Origin of the sequence: Methylobacterium oryzihabitans (assembly GCF_004004555.2) — a bacterium.
GTDB lineage: Bacteria > Pseudomonadota > Alphaproteobacteria > Rhizobiales > Beijerinckiaceae > Methylobacterium > Methylobacterium oryzihabitans.
On the sequence record NZ_SACP01000018.1, the window covers coordinates 1 to 21,921 of the forward strand.

The 21,921-nt window shown below is 73.2% G+C and carries 18 protein-coding genes; 6 read left to right on the forward strand and 12 right to left on the reverse strand.

From position 1 onward, the window contains the following. The coding region (locus EOE48_RS17875; protein ID WP_187371453.1) for an AprI/Inh family metalloprotease inhibitor at positions 1–401 on the reverse strand (401 nt) is incomplete at its 3' end. Between the two features lie 21 nt (positions 402–422). Beyond that, complete coding sequence (locus EOE48_RS17880; protein ID WP_187371454.1) at positions 423–1,382, reverse strand: 2-hydroxyacid dehydrogenase; 960 nt, start codon at positions 1,380–1,382, stop codon at positions 423–425. A 245-nt stretch (positions 1,383–1,627) separates the two neighbouring features. On the opposite strand from EOE48_RS17880, the gene EOE48_RS17885 reads away from it, so the two are divergent. From EOE48_RS17885 to EOE48_RS17900, 4 genes are all read left to right on the forward strand, one after another. Then, positions 1,628–2,722, forward strand: a complete 1,095-nt coding sequence (locus tag EOE48_RS17885; RefSeq protein WP_127731611.1) for an ABC transporter ATP-binding protein — start codon at positions 1,628–1,630, stop codon at positions 2,720–2,722. A gap of 103 nt (positions 2,723–2,825) precedes the next feature. Continuing rightward, positions 2,826–4,136, forward strand: coding sequence for an ABC transporter substrate-binding protein (locus tag EOE48_RS17890; RefSeq protein ID WP_127731613.1), 1,311 nt, complete (start codon positions 2,826–2,828; stop codon positions 4,134–4,136). 367 nt (positions 4,137–4,503) lie between these two features. Further along, entirely contained in the window at positions 4,504–5,448 is a 945-nt protein-coding gene (locus EOE48_RS17895; protein ID WP_246154574.1) for a carbohydrate ABC transporter permease, read from the forward strand. Between the two features lie 82 nt (positions 5,449–5,530). Further along, positions 5,531–6,412, forward strand: coding sequence for a carbohydrate ABC transporter permease (locus EOE48_RS17900; protein WP_127731617.1), 882 nt, complete (start codon positions 5,531–5,533; stop codon positions 6,410–6,412). A 71-nt stretch (positions 6,413–6,483) separates the two neighbouring features. Here EOE48_RS17900 and EOE48_RS17905 read toward each other — a convergent pair whose 3' ends face one another. The 10 genes from EOE48_RS17905 to EOE48_RS17950 form a co-directional block, all read right to left on the reverse strand. Continuing rightward, positions 6,484–7,698, reverse strand: coding sequence for an acyltransferase family protein (locus tag EOE48_RS17905; protein ID WP_187371455.1), 1,215 nt, complete (start codon positions 7,696–7,698; stop codon positions 6,484–6,486). Beyond that, positions 7,691–8,560: a glycoside hydrolase family 16 protein gene (locus tag EOE48_RS17910; protein WP_127731621.1), complete on the reverse strand. Its 870-nt coding sequence runs from the start codon at positions 8,558–8,560 to the stop codon at positions 7,691–7,693. Before EOE48_RS17910 ends, EOE48_RS17905 begins: the two co-directional genes overlap by 8 nt. Further along, positions 8,557–9,975 (reverse strand): O-antigen ligase family protein, encoded by a 1,419-nt coding sequence (locus tag EOE48_RS17915; protein ID WP_127731623.1) that lies wholly within the window; start codon positions 9,973–9,975, stop codon positions 8,557–8,559. The genes EOE48_RS17910 and EOE48_RS17915 overlap by 4 nt, the downstream gene beginning before the upstream one ends. An 8-nt stretch (positions 9,976–9,983) precedes the next feature. Beyond that, positions 9,984–11,207, reverse strand: coding sequence for a polysaccharide biosynthesis/export family protein (locus EOE48_RS17920; protein ID WP_127731625.1), 1,224 nt, complete (start codon positions 11,205–11,207; stop codon positions 9,984–9,986). Next, the gene (locus EOE48_RS17925) at positions 11,204–12,619 is read right to left on the reverse strand and encodes a lipopolysaccharide biosynthesis protein (protein ID WP_127731627.1); all 1,416 of its coding nucleotides are present in this window, start codon (positions 12,617–12,619) and stop codon (positions 11,204–11,206) included. The genes EOE48_RS17920 and EOE48_RS17925 overlap by 4 nt, the downstream gene beginning before the upstream one ends. Then, positions 12,619–13,695 carry a glycosyltransferase family 2 protein gene (locus EOE48_RS17930; RefSeq protein ID WP_127731629.1) on the reverse strand — a complete coding sequence of 359 codons (1,077 nt, stop codon included), beginning with the start codon at positions 13,693–13,695 and terminating at the stop codon, positions 12,619–12,621. The genes EOE48_RS17925 and EOE48_RS17930 overlap by 1 nt, the downstream gene beginning before the upstream one ends. Before the next feature lie 63 nt (positions 13,696–13,758). Next, positions 13,759–15,120: a GumC family protein gene (locus EOE48_RS17935; RefSeq protein WP_127731631.1), complete on the reverse strand. Its 1,362-nt coding sequence runs from the start codon at positions 15,118–15,120 to the stop codon at positions 13,759–13,761. 47 nt (positions 15,121–15,167) lie between these two features. Next, complete coding sequence (locus tag EOE48_RS17940) at positions 15,168–16,001, reverse strand: glycosyltransferase (RefSeq protein WP_127731633.1); 834 nt, start codon at positions 15,999–16,001, stop codon at positions 15,168–15,170. 11 nt (positions 16,002–16,012) lie between these two features. After that, positions 16,013–16,723: a sugar transferase gene (locus tag EOE48_RS17945; protein WP_127731635.1), complete on the reverse strand. Its 711-nt coding sequence runs from the start codon at positions 16,721–16,723 to the stop codon at positions 16,013–16,015. Between the two features lie 408 nt (positions 16,724–17,131). Further along, positions 17,132–18,697: a family 16 glycosylhydrolase gene (locus EOE48_RS17950; RefSeq protein WP_127731637.1), complete on the reverse strand. Its 1,566-nt coding sequence runs from the start codon at positions 18,695–18,697 to the stop codon at positions 17,132–17,134. A 689-nt stretch (positions 18,698–19,386) separates the two neighbouring features. Here EOE48_RS17950 and EOE48_RS17955 point away from each other — a divergent pair. After that, on the forward strand, positions 19,387–20,535 hold the full coding sequence (locus tag EOE48_RS17955; protein ID WP_127731639.1) for a coiled-coil domain-containing protein: 1,149 nt from the start codon (positions 19,387–19,389) through the stop codon (positions 20,533–20,535). Positions 20,536–20,576: 41 nt separating this feature from the next. Beyond that, positions 20,577–21,611: an AraC family transcriptional regulator gene (locus tag EOE48_RS17960; protein ID WP_127731641.1), complete on the forward strand. Its 1,035-nt coding sequence runs from the start codon at positions 20,577–20,579 to the stop codon at positions 21,609–21,611. Positions 21,612–21,921 lie beyond the last annotated feature (310 nt).

Below are 21,921 nucleotides of genomic sequence, written 5' to 3' on the forward strand. Positions count from 1 at the left end.
GCGCCCTCGCCCGGGCCGCGGCCGAGGGCCGCCAGCGCGTAGCGCTCCCCGGCCGCCGACTGCCCGGCGAGGGCGCCGGGCGTGTCGGGCACCGGGAATTCCAGCGCCGGCTTGCCCTCGTGGTCGACGAACTGGATCGCCCCGTCCTCGTAGCGCCAGCCGGCGAGGCCGTTGAGGATCGGCAAGGCGCGCCGGCACCCGGCCGGGAAGCGCAGGATGCGGCTGCCGCCGGCCTCCTCCGGCGCCAGCATGACGACGCAGCGCCGGTAGCTGCCGGCGAGCGCGAGGTCCCAGGCGCCGGCCGCCGTCGCCGCGTCGCGCGGCGGACCCGCCTCCTGCGCCGGCGCGGAGGCGGTCCACAGGAGCAGGCCGATCAGCGGGACGAGACGGCGGGCGGGCATGGTCGGGTTCTCGTCGACGGTTCAGGGACGGGGGTGAGGCGTCTCGGCGACCGGCGTCACCGGCCCCTTGCCGGAGAACCACGACACCAGGTTGTCGATGACGAGCTGGCCCATGGCGTTGCGGGTGTGGGTCGAGGCCGAGCCGACATGGGGCAGCAGCACGGTGTGCTCCTGCGCGATCAGGGCCTGGGGCACCCGCGGCTCGTCGGCGAACACGTCGAGGCCCGCGCTCTGGATCGTGCCGTCGGCGAGCGCCGCCGCGAGCGCGTCCTCGTCGACCAGGGTGCCGCGGGCGACGTTGACCAGCACGCCCTCGGGGCCGAGCGCCGCCAGCACCTCGCGGTCGACGATGTTCCGCGTCTCCGGCCCACCCGGCGCGACGACGATCAGCACGTCGACGGCCTTGGCCAGCCCGAGCAGCGTCGGGTGGTACTCGTAGGGCACGTCGTCCTGGCGCCGGCGGCCGTGATAGGCGACCGGCGCGCCGAAGGCGACGAGGCGGTGGGCCACCGCCCGGCCGATCCGGCCGAGGCCGAGGATGCCGACCTTGCGCCCGCGCAGGGTCCCGGTGAGCGGGAACGGCTTGTCCAGCCAGCGGCCCTGGCGCAGGTAGCGGTCGGATTGCGGGATCTGCCGCAGGGTGGCGAGCAGCAGGCCGAGGGCGAGGTCGGCGACCTCGTCGGTGAGGACGTCGGGGGTGTTGGTCACCGTCACGCCGCGCCGGCCGCACTCGGCGGCGTCGATCGTGTCGTAGCCGACGCCGAAATTCGCCACGATCTCGAGGTTCGGCAGCCGGTCGAGCAGCGCGCCGTCGACCTGGACGTGGCTGACCGCCATGCCGCGGATGCGCGGTCCCAGCTCGGCCAGGACCCGGTCCTTGTCCTGCGCGAGGTCGCCGCGGTGCAGGGTGAACAGCCGGTCCAGGGTGTCGGTCACCAGCGGCATCATCGGGCGCAGCAGCAGCAGTTCGGTGGACTTCAACACGCATCTCCCCAGGATCGCGCCATCCGACGATGGGCGCAGACCGCGGGTGCTTGATCTCCCGCGCGTCCCGACGGATGATGGCGCCCAAGACGAGAGGCGGCAAGCCGAACCGGCCGCCCCGGCAGAACACCCGGGAGGATATTTCATGTGCCATCGGCGCAACCCGTCCGTGCATCCGCCAGCCGGGAGTGGCAGCGCTGCCACCCCGTCCTGCCCCCGCAGCGCCTGAGGGAGAAGCAGCGATGGCCGGACTCGAGATCAGGAACGTGCGCAAGTCGTTCGGCACCGTGCCGATCCTGCACGGCGTGTCGATCGACATCCAGGACGGGGAGTTCGTGATCCTGGTCGGCCCGTCGGGCTGCGGGAAGTCGACCCTGCTGCGGATGATCGCCGGGCTCGAGAACATCACGGCGGGCGAGATCCGGATCGGATCGAAGGTCGTCAACGCGGTGCCGCCCAAGGAGCGCGACATCGCCATGGTGTTCCAGAACTACGCGCTCTATCCGCACATGAGCGTGCGCGACAACATGGCGTTCTCGCTCAAGCTGAGGAAGGCACCGAAGGACGAGGTCGACTCGCGCGTCGGCCGCGCGGCGGCGATCCTGGGTCTGGAAAAGCTCCTCGACCGCTACCCGCGCCAGCTCTCCGGCGGCCAGCGCCAGCGCGTCGCCATGGGGCGGGCCATCGTGCGCGACCCGCAGGTGTTCCTGTTCGACGAGCCGCTGTCCAACCTCGACGCCAAGCTGCGCGTGGCGATGCGGGCCGAGATCAAGGAACTGCACCAGCGCCTGCGCACCACCACCGTCTACGTCACCCACGACCAGATCGAGGCCATGACCATGGCCGACAAGATCGTGGTGATGCATGACGGCGTGGTCGAGCAGGTCGGCGCGCCGCTCGACCTCTACGACCGGCCCGACAACCTGTTCGTCGCCGGCTTCATCGGCTCGCCGGCGATGAACTTCCTCAAGGGCAAGGTCGCGGGCGAGTCGTTCCGCACCGACGGCGGCCTGACCCTGCCGCTGCCGAGCCGCGGCGCCCGCCCGGCGGACGGGATGCCGGCGGTCTACGGCCTGCGGCCCGAGCACGTGCAGCTCTCGGCGACCGGCGTGCCGGTCGAGGTCGCGGTGGTCGAGCCGACCGGCTCCGAGACGATGGTGCTGGTGCGCCCGCCCGGCCAGGGCGCGCACCAGGACATCACCAAGGAGACCGGCCGCGACATGGCCTGCGTGTTCCGCGAGCGGATCACCGCCGGCCCGGGCGAGCGCATCGGCATCAGCGCCGATCCGAGCCTCGTCCACCTGTTCGACGCCGAGAGCGGCCGGCGGCTGAACTGACGTTCGCACGGCCCCCGCTTTGGGGGCCGCCCGCGCGAGAGGGCCGCGAGACGCCCCCAGCGCCCGAGGACACGACCCCACGCCCAAAAGGGAGAGACGCCCCATGACGACCCTCGACCGCCGCACGCTGCTCAAGGGCGGCGCGGCCCTCGGCCTCGCCTCCGCCGCCGGCCTCGACGGGTTCGCCCGCGCCTGGGCGCAGGAGAACCAGTGGAAGCCCGAACAGGGCGCCTCGCTCAAGCTCTTGCGCTGGAAGCGCTTCATCCCGTCCGAGGACGAGGCGTTCATGCGCCTCGTCGACGCCTTCACCAAGGCGACCGGCGTGCCGGTCTCGGTGACGAGCGAGTCCTTCGACGACATCCAGCCCAAGGCCTCGGTCGCCGCCAATACCGGGCAGGGCCCGGACATGGTGTGGGGCCTGTACTCGTTCCCGGCCCTGTTCCCGTCGAAGTGCCTCAAGGTCGGCGACGTCGCCGACTATCTCGGCAAGAAGTACGGCGGCTGGCTGCCGGCGGCCGAGGCCTACGGCAAGGTCAAGGGCGAGTGGATCGCCATCCCGATGGCGTTCAACGGCGGCTATCTCAACTATCGCATCTCGGCCATGAACAAGGCCGGCTTCACCAAGTTCCCGGAGGACCACGAGGGCTTCCTGGAACTGTGCAGGGCGATGAAGAAGAACAACACGCCGGCCGGCTTCGCGCTGGGCCACGCCACCGGCGATGCCAATTCGTGGATCCACTGGGCGCTGTGGTCGCACGGCGCCTACCTCGTCGACGCCAACGAGAAGATCATCATCAACTCGCCGGAGACCGCCAAGGCGCTCGACTACGTCAAGGCGCTGTACGAGACCTTCGTGCCCGGCACGGTGTCATGGAACGACTCCTCGAACAACAAGGCGTTCCTGTCGGGCGACCTCTACCTGACCAACAACGGCATCTCGATCTACGCCGCGGCCAAGAACGACAGGAAGGACATCGCGGCGGACATGGACCACGCCGCCTACCCGGTCGGCAAGTCCGGCAAGCCGACCGAGTTCCAGCTCGCCTTCCCGATCCTGGCCTACACCTACACCAAGGCGCCGAACGCCTGTAAGGCGTTCATGGCCTTCGCGCTGGAGGCCCAGAACTACAATGCCTGGCTCGAAGCGGCGCAGGGCTACCTCTGCCATCCGCTCCAGGCCTATTCCAACAACCCGATCTGGACCGCCGACCCGAAGAACAAGGTGTTCGGCGAGGCCTCGACCCGGACGCTCGCCGCCGGCGGCCTCGCGCCGGTGAGCGAGAAGGTCGCGGCCGTGCTCGCCGACTTCGTGGTCGTCGACATGTTCGCGAGCTACTGCACCGGCCGCGAGGACCAGAAGGGCGCGATCAAGACGGCCGAGCGACAGGCGCAGCGGATCTTCCGCTCGGCCTGACGGGGCGGGGCGCTCCCCGCTCCCGAGAGGGAAGAAGTCCCGCCTCCGGTCGCGCATGATCTCCTCGCCCCGCTTGCGGGGAGAGGGCTGCTGGGGATCGGAACGATCCCACCCCCTTGTCGGGTCCACAGCGAGGCAGCAGCCGAAGGTGAAGGGGCGAGGCCGGAAGAGCCTCGTCCGGAAGCACCCCCTCACCCTCGCTCCGGCTGCGCCTGCGCTCGCTTCATCGACAACAGGGTCGATGAAGCCCTCTCCCCGCCCGCGGGGAGAGGAGAGACCCGTGCCGCATCCGGCACCGCTCGGCTGTCTCGCCCCGCCCCGGGGGCGGTCGGCGACCGACACGACACCCATCCCCAGGAGGCTCCCCGTGGCCGACATCGCCCTTGCCCGCCCCGCCGCGGCGACGCCGGAATCCGGCTCCGCCTGGGCCCGTTTCCGGTCGAGCCGCGGCTGGCTCGGCTTCTGGTTCATGCTGCCGGCGGCCGCGATCCTGCTGCTGTTCCTCGCCTACCCGCTCGGCAAGGGCATCTGGCTGTCGGTGACCGACACCCGGATCGGCCGCGGCGGCTCCTTCGTCGGGCTCGAGAACTACGAGTGGCTGTGGGATGACAGCGTCTTCTGGCTCTCGGTGTTCAACACCCTGCTCTACACGGTGATCGCCTCGATCGCGAAGTTCGGCATCGGGCTCTACCTCGCGCTGCTGCTCAACAAGCGGCTGCCGTGCAAGGCGCTGATCCGCTCGATCGTGCTGATCCCCTGGGTGGTGCCGACCGTGCTGTCGGCTCTGGCCTTCTGGTGGATCTTCGACAGCCAGTTCTCGATCATCTCGTGGTCGCTGCGCCGCCTCGGCCTGATCAGCACCAACATCGACTTCCTCGGCGACCCGACCATGGCGCGGATCTGCGTCACCTTCGCCAACATCTGGCGCGGGGTGCCGTTCATCGCAATCACGCTGCTGGCCGGCCTCCAGACCGTGTCGCCCTCGCTCTACGAGGCGGCGAGCATCGACGGCGCGACGCCGTGGCAGAACTTCCGCCACATCACCCTGCCGCTGCTCACCCCGATCATCGCCGTGGTGATGACCTTCTCGGTGCTGTTCACCTTCACCGACTTCCAGCTCATCTGGGCGATGACCCGCGGCGGCCCGGTGAACTCGACGCACCTGATGGCGACCCTGTCCTACCAGCGGGGCATCCTGTCGGGGAACCTCGGCGAGGGCGCGGCCATCGCCACCGCCATGGTGCCGTTCCTGATCCTCGCCATCGGCATCTCGTGGTTCGGCCTCCAGAACCGCAAGTGGCAGTCGGGCTGAGAAACGCCCCCGCCCCGGTGCGGCGGCCTCGCCGCACCGCCCCGAACCGACAGTTCCGCGTGCCGATCCCGGAGAGGAAGCCATGGCCGACGCCACGACCGCCGACCACAACGAGGGCATGGCCTATCTCGACACGCTGCCGCGGCGCGTGCTGACGGTCTACCTGCCGCTCGTCGTCATCCTGGTGGTGCTGCTGTTCCCGTTCTACTGGATGGCGCTGACAGCGATCAAACCGGACGAGCAGCTCATCGACATGGAGAACTACAACCCGTTCTGGGTCGTGGCTCCGACGTTCAAGCACATCGGCAAGCTGCTGTTCGAGACCCGCTACCCGCTGTGGCTGTGGAACACGATGCTGGTCTCGGTCGCCGCGACCGCGCTGTCGCTGTTCGCCAGCGTGCTCGCCGCCTACGCGATCGTGCGGATCCGCTACAAGGGCTCGGCGCTGGTGGGCGTGGCGATCTTCATGGCCTACCTCGTGCCGCCCTCGATCCTGTTCATCCCCCTCGCCACCATCATCCAGGCCTACGGGCTGTACGACTCGCCGATGGCGCTGATCCTGGTCTACCCGACCATCCTGATCCCGTTCTCGACCTGGCTGCTGATGGGGTACTTCAAGACCATTCCCTACGAGCTGGAGGAATGCGCGCTGATCGACGGCGCCACCCGCTGGCAGATCCTGGTCAAGATCATCCTGCCGCTGGCGGTGCCGGGGCTGATCTCGGCCGGCATCTTCTCGTTCACGCTGTGCTGGAACGAGTTCATCTACGCGCTGACGTTCCTGTCCTCGACCCAGAACAAGACCGTGCCGGTGGCGGTGGTGAGCGAGTTCGTCGACGGCGACATCTACCGCTGGGGCTCGCTGATGGCCGGCGCCCTGGTCGGCTCGCTGCCGCTGGTGATCCTGTACTCGTTCTTCGTCGAGCACTACGTGTCGGCGATGACCGGGGCGGTGAAGGAGTGAGGGGAGCGGCGCCCTGAACCCTCCCCCGCTGCGGGGGGAGGGTTCGCGCGGCAAGGCTCACCATCCCTCCATCACGCCGCCGACCCCGCCCGGGCCCCGGCCCGGGGAGCCGGCCCCTCCGACGGTCCTGCGGCACGGGCGTGCGAGCCGGCCCGGCGCCGCAGGGCGATCATCGGACGCTCGATGCCGTACCAGCTCGCCAGGGACAGGGCGGCGGTGAGCGCGAGGTAGAGCGCGACGAAGCCGGGGCCGCGCGGGGGCACCAGATGGCTCGCCAGCATCGCGGCGAACCAGTGCCAGAGATAGAGCGAGTAGCTGATCCGCCCGAGGAACAGCATCGGGCCGCTCTCCAGCAGGCGCCGGCCGGGGCCGGGGCGGGCGACGAGCGGCGCCAGCACCACCGCGAGGGCGAGGCCCTGCACCGTGTAGCGGACGACCTCGCGGAAGTACGGGTCGCGCCAGGCCAGCGACCCGGCGAGGACGAGCCAGGCCGCCGCCTGCACCCCCCTCGCCCCGACGAGGGCCGCGAGCCGGCGGGGATCGCCGCGCACCACCAGAACGGCGGCGAGCGCCCCGAAGGCGAGGGAATCGAGGCGGGTGTCGGTGCCGGCGTAGAGGCGGTTGTACCACTCGACCCCGCAGACCGCCCCCGGCGCCCCCTGAAGGCACAGGCGGTAGAGGCACGCGCGCCAGACCAGGGCGGCGAGGCAGGCGCCGGCGAGTCCCCAGGCGGCGCCCCGCCAGCCGCCCCGGCGCAGCAGCCCCAGCAGCAGCACCGGCCAGACGAGGTAGAACTGCTCCTCGATGGCGAGCGACCACAGGATCGCGAACGGGTGCGGCACCATCGCGCCCGAGGCCCCGGCGACCGGCAGGTCGGAGGCGTAGCCGGAGAAGACCTCGTAGAGGTTGGCGCCGTAGAACAGCGCGGAGAGCCAGCCGGCCGGCGTGATCGTGCCGCCCCAGGCGGCGAAGGCGAGACCGGCGACGAGGAGGAAGGCGAGGGCCGCCGGCATCAGCCGCAGCACCCGGCGCAGGTAGAAGCCGCCGAACGCGATGCCGCCGGTGCGGGCCTGCTCGGCCACCATCTGCCCGGTGAGCAGGTAGCCGCTGAGGAAGAAGAACAGGGTGACGCCGAAGCCGCCCGGGACGAGGTGGGCCGGGGCGGCGTGCGAGGCGATCACCAGCACCACCGCCACCGCCCGCAGGCCGTCGAGGGCCGGGAGGTAGCGGGTCGGCAGCAGCGCCGCCCGGATCGCCTCCGGGTCGCGGTGGCGGGCCTCACTCACCGATCCCTCCCGTCCCCGTCGGCTCCGGGGTGAAGACCCGGATGCGGTCGATCGCGAAATCGGCCGGAAACGCCGTCGCGGCGTCCGGGGCGCCGGTCCACGTCCCGCCGACCGCGAGGTTGACGAGGAGGAACATCGGCTGGTGCAGGTCGGCGGGGGTCGGCTCGCTGAACACCGTCTCGCCGTCGAACGCCCAGGCGACCGTCTCGCGCGTCCAGGTCACCGCGTAGGTGTGGAAGTCCCCCGACAGGTCGGGCACCGGGTGCTGGCGCTTGCGCTGCCGGTGGCCCCCGTCCGCACCGGTATGGAGCGTGAGGTCGAGGGTGGTGAGGCGGTCGCCGTAGACCTCCATCACGTCGATCTCCGGCGGCCAGCCGCCGGCCCGGGCGAGCAGCCAGAAGGCCGGCCACAGCCCGCGGCCGCGGGGTACCCGGGCGCGCATCTCGGCGTAGCCGTAGCGGAAGGCGAAGCTGCGGTAGGTGGTGAGCAGGCCGGAGGCGTAGGGGAGCCCGAGGGTCGCCCGCTGCATCGCCTCCGGCACCGGGTTCGCGCGGATGCGCAGCACTCCGTCGCCGAGGTGGAACGGGTGCAGCGGCCGCAAGACCTCGGGATCCTGACCCGGCCGCGGATCGACGTAGTATTCGAGTTCCCGGTTGCCGGCATTGGTGCGCCAGCCCTCCGGGTAGTGCGGCTCCCAGCGCCCGCCGAGGTCGAGGCGGTCGAACGGCTCGTCGAAGGCGAGGTGCCAGCCCGGCGGCGGGGCGGCCCGGGGCGAGCGGGAGGCCAGAACGGTGAGGGGCGCGGCGGCGAGGAGGCCGAGGGCGCCGCGGCGGGAGGCGGCGAGCGGTCGAACGGGCGTCATGCGCGGCCTCCTTCGGGCATCCGGGGTGGGGTGCGGGCGGGCGCGACGTCCTCGACGGCGGCGGAGGCGTCCCGCGCCATGAGGTAGAAGATCACGAGGTTCTGCAGCGCCGGCATGATGAAGATCGGCGCCTCGCTGAGGCCCGACACGACCATGAACAGCACCGCCTGATCGCGGGCGGCATCGGGCGCCACCGCCATCCGCAGCAGCAGCCCGAGGACGAAGCCGAGCCCCGGCAGCGCCCCCAGCACCCCGAGGGTGAGCACGAGCTGGAGGCTCATGTTGTGGGCGTTGACGTGGCTGCCGTAGAACTGCGTCGGCACGCTGTCGCTGATGAGCTGCTCGGTGCCGTTGTAGCCCCAGCCGAACAGCGGGCGCTCGGCGATGAGGTCGGCGACGACCGACCAGATCTCGGTCCGGCCGGTCAGCGTCAGCAACTCGCTCGACGAGCCGCTGCGGGTGACGCCGCCGAGCATCGCCTCGATGTTGGCCATCTGCCCGGTGGCGACGGCGAGCAGCGCCAGGACGACGCCCGGCAGCAGCAGCAGGGCCGCGGCGGCGAGCCCGCCGCGCTCGCGCAGGGCGATCACGCCCCAGGCCAGCAGGCAGGCGAGCAGGGTGGTGCGGCTGTTCGACAGCACGATCGCGGCGAGCCCGACCGCGACGGCGGCGACGAAGAGCGGCCGGCCGAGATGGCCGAGCCGGCGCCCGGCGGCGGCGAGCGTCAGCAGGTAGCCGGCCTGCTGGGCACAGACGTTGGGCTGGCCCGACAGGCCCTGGAAGCGCCAGCTCGGCTCGCCGTGCGAGGGCGGCAGCCACGCCGTGTCCGGCAGCAGCGCCCCGGCGACGAGGCCGCCGCCGATGAGCGCGAGCAGACCCCCGGCCATCACCCGGAACACGGTGCGCTCCGGCAGCCGCGCCGCCAGCAGGCAGGCGAAGCCGAGATAGCCGACGAGCCCCAGCGCGTTGATCGCCGTGTAGGGCGGCACCAGCGACCACAGGGTCGAGGCGAGCGCGATCCCGACATGCATCCCCGCCAGGGCGACGAGGGGGTCGCGGAAGGCCGGGGCGATGCGGCGGGCCTGGAGCAGCGCCACGCCGGCCAGGACGAGCCAGACGACGAGCTTGATCCCGTTCTGCGGCGTCAGCCCGACCTCGCCCTCCTCGCGCTGGCTGAACGCGACGGTGAGCCCGGCGACCACGACGACCAGCATCGCGGTCAGGGCCCAGGGCCGGGCCAGGGCCATCCCGCCGGCCAGGAGACCGGCGGCGAGCAGGCCCGCGACCGCGAGCGGCAGCAGGTAGACCGCCGGCCCGAGGCCCTCGCCGAGGGCGAGCGCCGCCGCCCAGGCCGCCGCGACGGCGACCGGCACGAGGGCGGAGGCGGCGAGCGGCGCCGGGAGCGGGATCCGCATCGCGCCGCTCAGCGCACCAGGGCGGCGGCGGTGGCGCCGCCGCCGGAGGACACGACGAGCTGGTCGGGCCGGATGACGACCTCGATCACGTCGTCGGGCTGGATCGGCGTGCCCTCCTCGGCCGCGATCCGCTCGGTGCCGTCGGCGCTCCGGCGGTGGATCACGATGTCGGGCCCGCGGCCGGCGCCGCGCATCTGCGCCTTGAGGGCGCCGGTATAGAGCAGCCGCTCGCCGGCGGAGCGGACCTGCGAGCGCTCGCGCTCCAGCTCGACCAGGACCGCCTGGAGGCTCTGGACGAGGCGCGACTGGCGCTCGCCGATCGTGCGCTCCAGCCGGCGCTCGGTCTCGGTGAGGTCGCGCCGGGCCTGGGCGAGGCGGGCGGTGGCGTCGACCTGCTGGGTGCGCAACATCGCCAGCGCGCGCCGGTCCTCGTCGAGGCGGTAGGTCGGAGTGATGCCGCGGGCGGCGTTGCCGGTGTTGCGCTCGGTGGCGAGGTTCTGCTGCTCGATCGCCGTCTCGCTGTCGCGCAGGGCCTTGTCCAGCGACGCGATGCTGGCCCGGATCTGGCCCGCGACCTGCTCGATCGACTGGCGCTCGCGGCGGAAATCGGCGGTCCGCACCGCGAGGTCGCGGGATTCGAGGGCGGCGATCTCCTCGACGATCCGGCCCGGCACTGGCGCCTGCCGGAGCACCGCGAGGTCGATCGTGTCGCGGCCGTCGATCTCGGCCTGGAGGCTGATCGACCGGGCCTGCCGGCGCACCAGCTCGATCCAGTGCGAATCGTACTGGCTCTGCAGTTCGGGCGCGGCGAGGAGCGGGTTCTCGGCCCGGAACCGCAGGGCGTCGTAGCCGCCGGCCACCGCCACCGCGTGGCGCACGGTCATGCCGGCGCGGTAGGCCAGGGCACCGGGCCGGGCGACGTCGCCGGCGATGTAGAACGGGCGGTGCTCGATCAGCTCGACGGTGACGACCGGGCCGCGCACGGTGCCGTTGGCCTCCAGCCCGCGGGTCACCGCCTCGCGCAGGGCCGCGAGGGTGAGGCCGGCGGCCCGCGCCTCGCCGAGGAACGGCAGCGGCACGGTGCCGTCGATGTCGACGGTGACCCGGCGGCGGAAGTCCTGCATGCCGAACACCGCGACCTCGACCACGTCGCCGGTGCCGAGGCGGTACTCGGCCCGGGCGGGTTCGGCGGCCAGCAGCACGGCCAGAGCGAGGAGGGTGCGGCGGATCATGGCTGGACTCGCGTCTGGTCGTGGGCGGGGAAGGCGGGGGAGCCCGGCAGCCACAGGGCCGCCGCGAGCGCCAGCCCGGCGAGCAGGCCGGCCTGGAGCGCGACGAGCCGGCGGGCGCCGCGGCGCGACAGGATGCCGGCCCGGCGCAGCATCGCGGCGAGGCGCGCCAGCAGAACGAGGCCGGCCCCCGCGCAGGCGAAGCCCTGGCCGGTGATGCCCGCGCCCGCATCGGCGAGCGCGATCGCCCCGACGAGGATCGCGAGGGAAGGGCCGAGCACCCGCGCCGCCTCGGCGAGGGGGTCGTCGGTCAGCACCATCGCCATCGGGACGATCCAGGCGACGACCCCGAGGGGGACGCAGGACAGGGCGAGGCCGACCGTCGCTCCCGTGGCGCCGGCATAGGCGGGGAAGATCCACCGGATCGCCGGCCCGGCGAGGAAGACCGCCGCCACCGCGATGGCGGCGAGCACGAGGCCGGTGCGCGCCGCCTCGCGCTCGATCGTCGCCAAGGGCGAGCCCGGCCCGTGCCGGGGCGCCCGCGCGAGGGCGGCGAGCAGGCGCGGGTAGCGCACCTGCGCGATGGCGCCGACGAGGGCGAGGCCGACCATCGCGAGGTTGGCCCCGAAGGCGAACAGGCCGAGCTGCTCAGGGTTCGAGAGCGCGGCCGACACCCAGCGGTTGGCGGTCATGTAGACGAGCCACAGGGCGTTGAAGACGAACAGCGGCAGCCCCGCCCGCACCATCGCGGCAAGCGCGCGGGGCCGCGGCATCAGGGCGTGGCGCGGGCGCCCGAACAGCAGCGCGAGCCCGCCCGACCACAGCACCAGGGCGGCAAAGCAGCCGGTGACGCCGCCGAGGACGAGGCCGGCGAGGCGCGGCGCGGTGAGGCCGGCCTGCTGGAGCAGGGCCAGCGTCGTGAACTCCCAGTGCTGGGCCGCCGCGCGGTAGAGCATGGTCGGGGCGTGCGCGACCATGCCGAGCACGCCGCCGGCCACCGCGAGCGCGGCGTCGAGGGGGGCGAAGCGCCCGCTCGCCCAGGCGGCGGCCATCGCGGCCGGGACCAGCACCGCCAGCGCGATCAGCCCGAGGGCCCAGGAGGCGCGCAGGAGTTCGTCGCCGCGCCCGGCGGGCGCGTCGGGCCGGCTCGCGAGGTCGCGGTCGGCGAGCTGCGACAGGCCGAGATCGGCCCTGGCCGCGTATTGCAGCACCGTGCCGAGGAGCGCGAACGCGCCGAACGCCGCCGGGTCGAGGAGATGGGGCACGACGAGGGTCGTCGCCATGCTGAGCAGGCTGACGACGCAGACCCCGACCGCGTAGGCGGAGGGATGCCCGAGCCAGCCGAGGCCGGGGCGGCGGCGCAGGCCGCGCAGGGCGGCCGAGCGCGGCAGGTCGAGGGCGGCGGGGTCCGCCATCAGCCGGCCTTCCCCGAGAGGGAGGCGAGCGGCCCGTCCGTCTGCACCGCGCCGTCGCGGACCGACGCGGTGTCGTCGCGCATCAGCCCGAGGGCGACGAGCTGCGCCGAGGAGCGGAAGGTCTCGCTGCCGGCATGGAAGAACGTCGCGTCCGGCCGCGCCTCGATGATCGCGGCGTAGCGGGCGTATTCGGCGCTGCCGTCCCAGTGCTGGCCGCGGGCCGCCTCCTGCACCGCCCGGGCGTGGAAATCGGAGAAGAACTTGAAGTGCAGCAGCGCCGCGGTCAGCGGCGCGGGCACGAACGGCGTCGCGGCGTGGTTGCCGATCCAGCGCAGGCCGGGCCGGACCTTCAGCAGCGGCACCTTGCGCAGTTCCGGCGGCAGGCCGGCGCCCCAGCGCAGGTGCGACAGGCCGAGGGCGGCGCCGACCGGGTGCAGGCGCAGCGCCCGCAGGGCGCGCCGGGCCGCGATGCCGAGGCGGCCGACCCCGTGCAGCTCGGGGTAGAACAGCCGCAGCCGCGGGCCGCCGACGATCTCCGGCTGGCGCCCGGTGCGCAGGGCCGGCTGCACCCGGTAGTCGGTGTCGAAATGCGGGCAGGTGTCGAGAAACGGCGTGCCGGCGCGGTAATGCGCCGCCCGGATCGGCCCGGGATTGTACATGTCGAGCATCATCGCCGGCACCCCCTCGCTGCCGGTCCGGTCGAGGAAGGCGCAGAGTTGCGGCAGCGTCAGGCTCTCGGCGTGGGGATAGGTGAGCAGTTCGTCGGCGTCGACGAACAGGCACCAGCTTCCCGGGGCGCACAGCCCGGCGAGCCAGTTGATCCAGTCCATGCCGAAGCTCGCCTCGCGAAAACTGTCGGCGGTGCGGAAGACGTGGCAGTCGGGCTGCGCCAGCAGGTAGTCGAGGCTGCCGTCGGCCGAGGCGTTGTCGACGACGAGGAAGCGGTCGACCCCGAGCGCCCGGTGGTGGGCCAGCACGTGGGGCAGGCGCAGGGCCTCGTTGCGCACCACCATCAGGGCGGTGCAGGCGGCCCGTCCCGGGGCGACCCGGCGGGAATCCATGCGGGTGAGGGTCATGACCCCTTCAATCCTCCGTCGGTCGCGCCGCGGGGCCGTGGCCCGCGCGGCGGGAGTTGCGGGTCAGGGCTGGTGGAGGAGGCGGCGCAGGCGGGCGAGGATCACCCGCCCGTTCATCAGCGCCCCGGCGAGGCCGGCGGCGAACAGGCTGCCGAGGGCGTAGAGCGGCAGGCTCGGGAAGGCGGCACGGTCGGGCAGTTCGGGCTCGGACACCACCTCGACGTCGGCGCGCAGCGCACCGTCGTTGGCGGTCTGCCCCTTCATCCGGGTCAGGGCGTCGGCGAGCACCGCCCGGTCGTTGGCGGCCTCCTGCTGCAGGCGCTCCAGGGTCATCGTGGCCTGCTGGCGCAGGATGAGCGAGGCGCGGATCGACTTGATCTGCTCCTGGAGCGCCGCCTCGCGCCGGATCCAGTTGCGCGCCTCGGCGTCGACGCTGCGCACGATGCGGTCGGACTCGCTCGCGATCCCGTCCGCGATGGTGCGGTGCTCGGGCGACATCACCACGGTGCGGCCGAGCGCGGTGGTGAGGCTCTGCTTGAGCGCCTGGATCGTCGCCGAGGCGAGTACCTCCGGCGCCCCGTCGAGGCCGCCGGACTTCTGGAGCGTGGCCAGCGTCGAGGCGCGGGTGGTGACCTCGATCGCCCGGGCGCGGGCGATGGCCGCCTCCTGGCTCAGGGTCGAGAGCTGGGCCTCGAGCGAGATCTGGGCGCCGCGGTCGATCAGGCCGGAACTGGTGACGAAGTCGTTGACCGCCTTGGCGCTCGCCTCCTGCTTCTCGCGCAGGAGGTCGACCCGTTGTTCGAGCCAGCGAAACAGCATCTCGGCCGAGCGGCGCTTGCGGGCGACCTGATCCTCCAGGTAGGCCGCGAGCAGGCTGCGGGCGACCTCGTGCGCCTTGACCGGATCCGACGACCAGAACCCGACCCGCACGGTGTAGGAGCGCCGGTCGCGGGCGGCGACGATGTGGGCGCGCAGCACCCGGCGCAGGTCGGCCTCGCTCAGCCGGGCCGGCTCCGAGCCCGGCCGCAGCCACGCCTTGATCCGCGCCAGGAGCGGCGGGGTGGCGAATTCCGGGTCGGCCGCCACGGCGTGACGGGCCATCACCGCGTCGACGATGCCGGTCGCCGCCATCATGTCGACCTCGGACTGAATCGCGTTGTCGTCCATCGGCTGGCGCATCGACTGCACCGCGTCGAACTGGCCCTCGCGGTCGGTCGGGCGCAGGACGACGCTGCCGGCGGCCTCGTAGCGCCGCGGCAGCAGCGGCCAGGCGAGGGCGGCGAGGCACAGGACGACGAAGAACCCCATCATGGAGCGCCGGATCAGCGCCGGGACCGAGGGCGGCTCGACCACGCGCAGGGTCGCCGGCCAGGGCGAGGCGAGCCGCTCCGTCAGGGGAAGGCGGCGGGAGGTGAGGTCGTCCACCGGGAGGCATCCTTGTGCCGGGGTGAGGAGGGAGAGGCGCCGGCCGGTCAGGTTCGGGCGAAGGCGTAGAGCCGCTCGCGGGTCCGGCCGGAGACGAGGCGGAACGCCGCGTAGAGCGCGGTGACGACGACGAATTCGCCCGCGCTGAGGAAACCGGTCCGCAGGAGGTGGCGGCGGAACCGGATCTCGTCGCGGCAGTAGCGCCAGCCGCCGCGGCGGCGGCGCTGGTCGAGGCTGGTGCGGATGCGCACCAGCACCTTCGGGATCACCCGGAACCGGGCGCCCGCGAGGGCGAGGCGCACGAACAGGTCGTAATCCTCCAGCAGGCCGTAGGTCGCCCGGTAGCCGCCGACCGCCCGCAGGGTCGCGGCGCGCACGAAGACGGTGGAGTGCTGGATGACGTTGCGCCACTTGAGCGCCTGGACCAGCGCCTCGTGCGTCACCGGCGCGACCTTCAGCCGGGCCGGGCCGTCCTCCTCGACGAACTCGTCGTTCCACGAGCAGATCAGGTCGAGGGAGGGGTCCTGCACCGCGACGTGCGACTGCAGCTCGATCCGGTCGGGCAGGCAGAGGTCGTCGCTGTCCATCCGGGCGACGAAGGCGCCGGTGCAGTGGACGAGCCCGGCATTCAGCGCCTCGGCGAGGCCGCGGTTCCGCGGCAGGCGGACCAGGGTCAGGACCGGCCCCGGCGGCAACGCGCCGTAGCGGGCGAGGACGGTCTCCTGATCGGCGCCGACCGGGCCGTCGACCACGAGGACGACCTGGTCGGGCGGCAGGGTCTGGGCCCACAGGCTCGCCAGCGACGCCTCCAGGTGGGCGGCGGTCTCGCGGGCATAGGTGGACATCAGCACGCTGACGGTCGGGCGGGCGGGAGCCGGCATCCTCCCCTCCCCTAGCGCGCGCCGGAGCGCTGCAGGACGACCCGGGGCGTCACCAGCAGGATCGCGAGGTCGTGCAGCAGGCTCCAGCGCTCGACGTATTGCTGGTCGAGGGCGACGCGCGCGGCGTAGCCGACGTCGCTGCGGCCGCTGACCTGCCACAGGCCGGTCATGCCCGGCGGCACGCTGGCGTAGAGGGCGGCCACCGGCCCGTAATGCTCCATCTCGGAGCGGGTGACCGGGCGCGGGCCGACGAGGCTCATCTCGCCGCGCAGGACGTTCACGAGCTGGGGCAGCTCGTCGAGGCTGGAGCGGCGCAGGAAGGCGCCGACCGGCGTCACCCGGGGGTCGCGGGCGAGCTTCTGGCTGGCGTGCCACTCGACGCTCGCGGCGGGGTGGTACGACAGGTATTCCCGCAGGCACTCGGCGGCGCCGGGGATCATCGTGCGGAACTTGAGGCAGTCGAACGCCCGCCCGCCCCGGCCGACCCGGCGGTGGCCGTAGAAGACCGGGCCGCCGTCGAGGGACACCAGGACGGCGACCGCGACGAAGAGCGGCCAGAGGAGCGCGAGGAGGACGAGGGCGCCGACGACGTCGACGGCGCGCTTGACCCGCCGGGCCGCCGCCCGCCGGTCTCCGGCGAGCGCCGGGGCGGGCGCCCGGCGGATCGCGTCCGAGGTCTCCACCCGGCCCGTCAGGGCCTCCGCTGCCGGCTGCGCGTCCATCCCGCTTCCTCCTGGTTCGTGGGCCGGCCAGGGGGATGGGGCGCCGCGTCCGGGCAGGAGCGATCGGCCTCACCGGGGCGTCGCACGCGCCCGGTCAGTGATGATCACGCTGTGTTGCCTGGAATCGGTCTTGTCCCGGAGCGCCGCTCGCCCTGGCATGTCTTTCGACACGCCGAGAGAGCAACATTTGCGGCCAATCCCGACAATCCACTCCGAAGGATTAATCCCGCAGTTACCATTCGTACCGTCGCACCGATCGCTTTGGGGCGGGTCGGAGCGACGGCTGATACGATTTTCGGACGATTCGTTCCGCAAATCGTATCATCAGCCTGCGCGGCGCTTGAGCGAAGCCGATTTCCGCATCGCGAAGCGATCGATCGGAAATCGTATGACGCGTCGCCGGCCGGATCAGGCGAAGACGAGGCTGCCGGCCGCGATCTGGGACGGCAGCACGTTGTCGAGGGTGGCGATGCGCTGCGCCGCCGCTCCGCCGCTGCCGTCGGCGTCGAACGACAGCAGGGTGTCGCCCTCCGCCGTCCGGCTCAAGGCGACGACGCCGTCCGCCAGCGGATCGCTGCCGTGGTAGCCGGTTCCGAGGAGCAGGTTGCGCACGTCGAGGAGGTCGCGGCCGACCTCGAAATCGGTCACCCGGGCGGCCGTGGCCGGCACCTCGTCGAACCGGAACGTGTCGGTGCCGCTGCCGCCGGTCAGGGTTGCCTGCCCGGACTTCGTCACCAGGGTGTCGTCGCCGTCGCCGCCGATGAGCCGCGCAGCGTTGTCGGGCGAGGCGAGCAGGTAGTTGTCGCCGTCGTTGCCGATCCCGGTCTGCGGCCCGCTGCCGTTGAGCTGCAGGTTCTCGACGTTCTTCGGCAGGGTGTACTCCGCCAGGGTAGTGCGGACGAGGTCGGTGCCGCTGGCCCAGCCCTCCCGCACGTCGTCGCCGGCTTGGGTGACCATGTAGGTGTCGTCGCCGGCGCCGCCGCGCATCGTGTCGGCGCCGGTGCCGCCGACGAGGAGGTCGGCCGCGTCACCCCCTCGGAGGTAGTCGCCGTCGGATCCGCCGGTGAGGGTCGCGACCGGATCGGCCGTCCAGGGCAGGTCGACGTAGGGACCGGGCGCCGGGACGGGCGTGGCCTCGCCGCCGGTCGCGGGCGCCGTGGGCGCCGGATCGGGCACGGTGGCGGGCGGCGTCGCCCCGTTGCCGGCCGATCCGCCCCCGGCAGGCTTTTCGGAGTAGGCCCGGATGTAGTCGATCAGCATGTGGTTGGTGCTGCCGTCCGGCTGCCCGGCCCACGGGCCGCCGGCCGCGAGGTTGGCCAGCATGTACATCGGCTGGTGCATGTCGGCCGGGGTCGCGGCCTGGAACACCTCGCGCCCGTCGAGGTACCAGGTGACGGTGTCGGGCTGCCAGTCGACGCCGTAGGTGTGCATGCCGCCGCTCGACAGGCCGGACAGGTTGGTGTGGCCCTGCGTCATGCCGGAATCGCCGCTGCCGGAATGCAGCGTGGTGATGAGCGTGTCGGGCGAGGAGGTGACCACCTCCATCACGTCGAGCTCCGGCGGCCACGCGCCGCGCTCGGGCAGCAGCCAGAAGGCCGGCCACATCCCGGGCCCGCTCGGGATGTCGGCCCGCATCTCGAAGTAGCCGTAGGTCTGGGTGAACGACTCGGCCGAGTTGATCATCCCCGAGGTGAACCGGTGGCCGTTGACGAGCGCCTGCGTCGCCGCGCTGGCCGGCGCCTCCTTGATGTCGAGGACGCCGTTCCCGACCGTGTAGGTGCCGAGGCCGGCGGTCGGCGCGTAGTCGTCGTTGATGTACCACTGGATCTCGCCGGTCCCGGAATTGGTGCTGCCGTTGGCGGCCCCCCAGGAATAGCCGGTTCCCCACTTCCCCTTGTCGAGCGAGCTGCCGTTGAACTCGTCCGCGAAGGTCAGGGTGGCGGTGCCGGCGAGATTGGTCGGGTCGATGGCCATGAAGAATCCTCACAGGGCCGCGATCCCGGCGGGAGGACCGGGAATCCGGGATCGCGATGGGGAATGGGGCGGGAGACGCGGGCCCGGCCGGCGGTCGCCGGGATGGGGGCCTCGGGCGCGCGGCGGCGCGAACCGTCTCCGCCAGGAGCGGAAATCGGGTCCGGGGGACCGGGAGCGGGCGGGAATTCAGGCGGGTCGCACCGGCACCTCCTTTCTCGGGAGCCCGACCGGCGCGGAACGATCCGCGCAGCGGATGGGAAACGAGCTCGCTGTCCCAGTTTTCATCGGCGCGGCACGCCGTCTGGCACGATCATCACAAGATTTCTTCTCGCGCCTCGACGCGCAAACGCCACGATACATCGGGTCCGTCATCGATGAAGACTGTCATTCCGGCGGCGGTCGCCACCAGGATCATTGAATCGAGAGCCGGGATCGACTGTCCAGGTCTGGGCTCTCAATCTTGGCCGCAACCTCGTGTCGGAATGGGGCGAGGGTGGGGCTCATCCAAACGGATGATCGGCAATCGGCGCCAAAAACCCGGCAGGGCGCGTCAGGGGGAGGCGAGCGGGCCGGCGGACGGGGTCCGCGCCCGGCGGAGTGACCCGGAGGGGGTAGGCGCTGTGGCCGGGTGCCCGGCCTCCGGCGGTCACGCTAGGCTTCCCGCCATCACGAGCACAGGGAGGACCGCCATGGGCGCACGGAACGCCACGGTTCGACGCCGGGACGTGGCCGCCGCGGCAGCGGCCCTCTCGCGGCCGGCGCGCGGCCGGCTGGCGGGTCTCGCCTTCGGGCTCGGCGCCGCCCTCGCGGCGCCCGCCTGCGCCTCGCCGGCGGACGGCACGCCGGAATGGCGGGCCGTCCTCGACCGGATCGGCCCGGCGCTGCCGGAACTCCAGCCGCCGGCCGCGCTGCCGGACGAGCCCGCCGGAACCGCGGCCGGGACCTGCCCGGCGGCGTCGTGGGGGGCGGAGCAGCAGGCGGCCCTGACCGCGGAGCGCGAGCGGGCCGAGCGGCTGTCCGCCGACGCGGCGGCGGCGTCCGCGCGGGCCGACGCCCTGGCGGCGCGCGTCGCCGCGGCCGAGGAGGCCCCACGCCGCGCCGACGAGACCCGGCAGCGGGACGCGGAGACCCGGCGCCGGGACGCTCTCGACCTCGCCGCCGCCCGGGCGCAGGCGGAGGATCTCAGGCGCGGCCTCGCGGAGGCCGAGTCCCGGGCCGCGCAGGCCGTGCAGCGCCTCGCCGCCCGCGAGAGCGACGCCGAGACCGGCCGCTCCGCCTGGGCGGCGGCCCGCGACGCCCTCGTGGCGGAACGCGATTCAGCGATCCGGGACCGGGATGCCGCCGCCGGCGACCGGGACGCCGCCCTGCGGGACCGCGATGCGGCGCGCCGGGAGCGCGACGGGCTGGAGGCGGCGCTGCGGTCGCGGCCGGAGGCCCGCCCCGCCGGGGTCGCGGCCTTCGATCCCGCCCTCTGGCCGCTGCCGGCTCCGGCGACGGCGCATGTCGAGGCCACGGAGCCCGCACCGGCCCCCGCCCCGCCCCGGGCGGCCGGTCCGGCCGCGGCCGAGGATCTCGACCGGCTCCTCGGCCGGGCCGAGGCGCTGCTGGCGCGCACCGACATCGCCGGAGCGCGCCTGCTGCTGGAGCGCGCGGCGGAATCCGGCGACGGCCGCGCCGCCTTCCGCCTCGCCCAGACCTACGATCCCGCGATCCTGGCGACCCGGTTCGCCAGCCGGCTGAAGGGCGACCCGGCGCGGGCCGCCGCCCTCTACCGCCGCGCGGCCGAGGCGGGGGTCGACGCGGCGCCTCCCCGGGGAGACGCCCCCCGGCCGCGTTGAGCGGCCCCGCGACCGACCGGAATCCTTCCTGGGCGAGGCCGATGATCCTTGTCGACGCCCCCGCGGCCGCGCCGCCGATGACGGACGGCACCCTGACCCGCCTCGCCGCCCGCCGGCTCGCCGATGCGGGACTGCCGGCGCGCGCGCTGCTGCGGCAGGCCGGGCTGTCGCCGGCGGCGATCGAGCATCCCGACCTCGTCCCGGCGGCGCAGCAGGCGGGCTTCCTCGACCTCGCCGCCCAGGCGCTCGGCGACGACCTGCTCGGCCTGCATCTCGCGCTGGCCGCCGACGGCCGCGAGTTCGGGCCGTTCCACTACCTCGTCGCCTCGTGCGCCGATCTCGGCGAGGCCCTGGCCAAGCAGGCGCGCTACCTGCCGACGGTCAACCGCGGCCTCGTCTGCACCCTCGAGCGCGCGCCCGGCCTCGTCGCGCTCGACTTCGCGCTCGAGGGCGTCGAGCGCCACCGCAGCAACCAGGAGATCGCGTTCTGGGTCGCGTACCTGCTGCGGCAGGCCCGCCAGTTCACCACCCTGGAGCTGATTCCGGCCCGGGTCGCGTTCCTGCACGAGCATCTCGGCGACAGCGCCGGGATGACGGCGTATCTGCGCCGCGAGCCGGTGTTCCGGGCCGAGCGCGACAGCCTCGCCTTCGACGACCAGGTCTGCGCGCTGCCGCTGATGACGGCGGACCCGTACCTCAACGACTTCCTCACCCGCTTCCACGAGGACCTGCTCGGCCACGGCGTGTCGTCGTCGGGCGCCCTCGCGTCGCGGGTCGCCAACGCGCTGACGCCGCTGCTCGCCCACGGCCACGCCGACGTGACGAGCGTCGCCAGCGCGCTGGGCATGAGCACCCGCACCCTCGGCCGGCGGCTGGCCGAGGAGGGGATCAGCTTCCGGTCGATCCTCGAACAGATCCGCGCCGACCTCGCCCTGCGCTACGTCCGCGACACGACGATGCCGATCTCCCAGATCGCCTGGCGCCTCGGCTACCGCGACCCGAGCGCGTTCATCGTCGCGTTCAAGCGCTGGACCGGCAAGCCGCCCTCCGCCGTGCGCCGCGAGCGGCGGGGGTGAGGGTGGGCTACGTCCGCTGACGTTGCGGGTAACGGTCCCACCGCGATCCTCGCCCTCCCCCCGCTGCGGCAATGCTGTCCGGGGAACCGTCCGGTGACCGGAATGGCGCGGGTCTCTCCTCTCCCCGCGGGCGGGGAGAGGGCTGTCGACCTCTTGCGGGGTCGGCAGCGAGCCCGCAGGGCGAGGGTGAGGGGGTGTCTCCGGATGAGGCTCCTCCGGCACCACCCCCTCACCCTCGCTCCGGCTGCGCCTGCGCTCACGTCATCGACGGCAAGGTCGATGACGTCCTCTCCCCGCCCGCGGGGAGAGG

Excerpts from the sequence above, each read along its gene's own strand:
- EOE48_RS17930 (WP_127731629.1), bottom strand. The coding sequence starts at position 13,695 with ATGACCCTCACCCGCATGGATTCCCGCCGGGTCGCCCCGGGACGGGCC.
- EOE48_RS17940 (WP_127731633.1), bottom strand. The coding sequence starts at position 16,001 with ATGCCGGCTCCCGCCCGCCCGACCGTCAGCGTGCTGATGTCCACCTAT.
- EOE48_RS17945 (WP_127731635.1), bottom strand. The coding sequence starts at position 16,723 with ATGGACGCGCAGCCGGCAGCGGAGGCCCTGACGGGCCGGGTGGAGACC.
- EOE48_RS17910 (WP_127731621.1), bottom strand. The coding sequence starts at position 8,560 with ATGACGCCCGTTCGACCGCTCGCCGCCTCCCGCCGCGGCGCCCTCGGC.
- EOE48_RS17950 (WP_127731637.1), bottom strand. The coding sequence starts at position 18,697 with ATGGCCATCGACCCGACCAATCTCGCCGGCACCGCCACCCTGACCTTC.
- EOE48_RS17955 (WP_127731639.1), top strand. The coding sequence starts at position 19,387 with ATGGGCGCACGGAACGCCACGGTTCGACGCCGGGACGTGGCCGCCGCG.
- EOE48_RS17925 (WP_127731627.1), bottom strand. The coding sequence starts at position 12,619 with ATGGCGGACCCCGCCGCCCTCGACCTGCCGCGCTCGGCCGCCCTGCGC.
- EOE48_RS17960 (WP_127731641.1), top strand. The coding sequence starts at position 20,577 with ATGATCCTTGTCGACGCCCCCGCGGCCGCGCCGCCGATGACGGACGGC.
- EOE48_RS17920 (WP_127731625.1), bottom strand. The coding sequence starts at position 11,207 with ATGATCCGCCGCACCCTCCTCGCTCTGGCCGTGCTGCTGGCCGCCGAA.
- EOE48_RS17900 (WP_127731617.1), top strand. The coding sequence starts at position 5,531 with ATGGCCGACGCCACGACCGCCGACCACAACGAGGGCATGGCCTATCTC.
- EOE48_RS17915 (WP_127731623.1), bottom strand. The coding sequence starts at position 9,975 with ATGCGGATCCCGCTCCCGGCGCCGCTCGCCGCCTCCGCCCTCGTGCCG.
- EOE48_RS17890 (WP_127731613.1), top strand. The coding sequence starts at position 2,826 with ATGACGACCCTCGACCGCCGCACGCTGCTCAAGGGCGGCGCGGCCCTC.
- EOE48_RS17885 (WP_127731611.1), top strand. The coding sequence starts at position 1,628 with ATGGCCGGACTCGAGATCAGGAACGTGCGCAAGTCGTTCGGCACCGTG.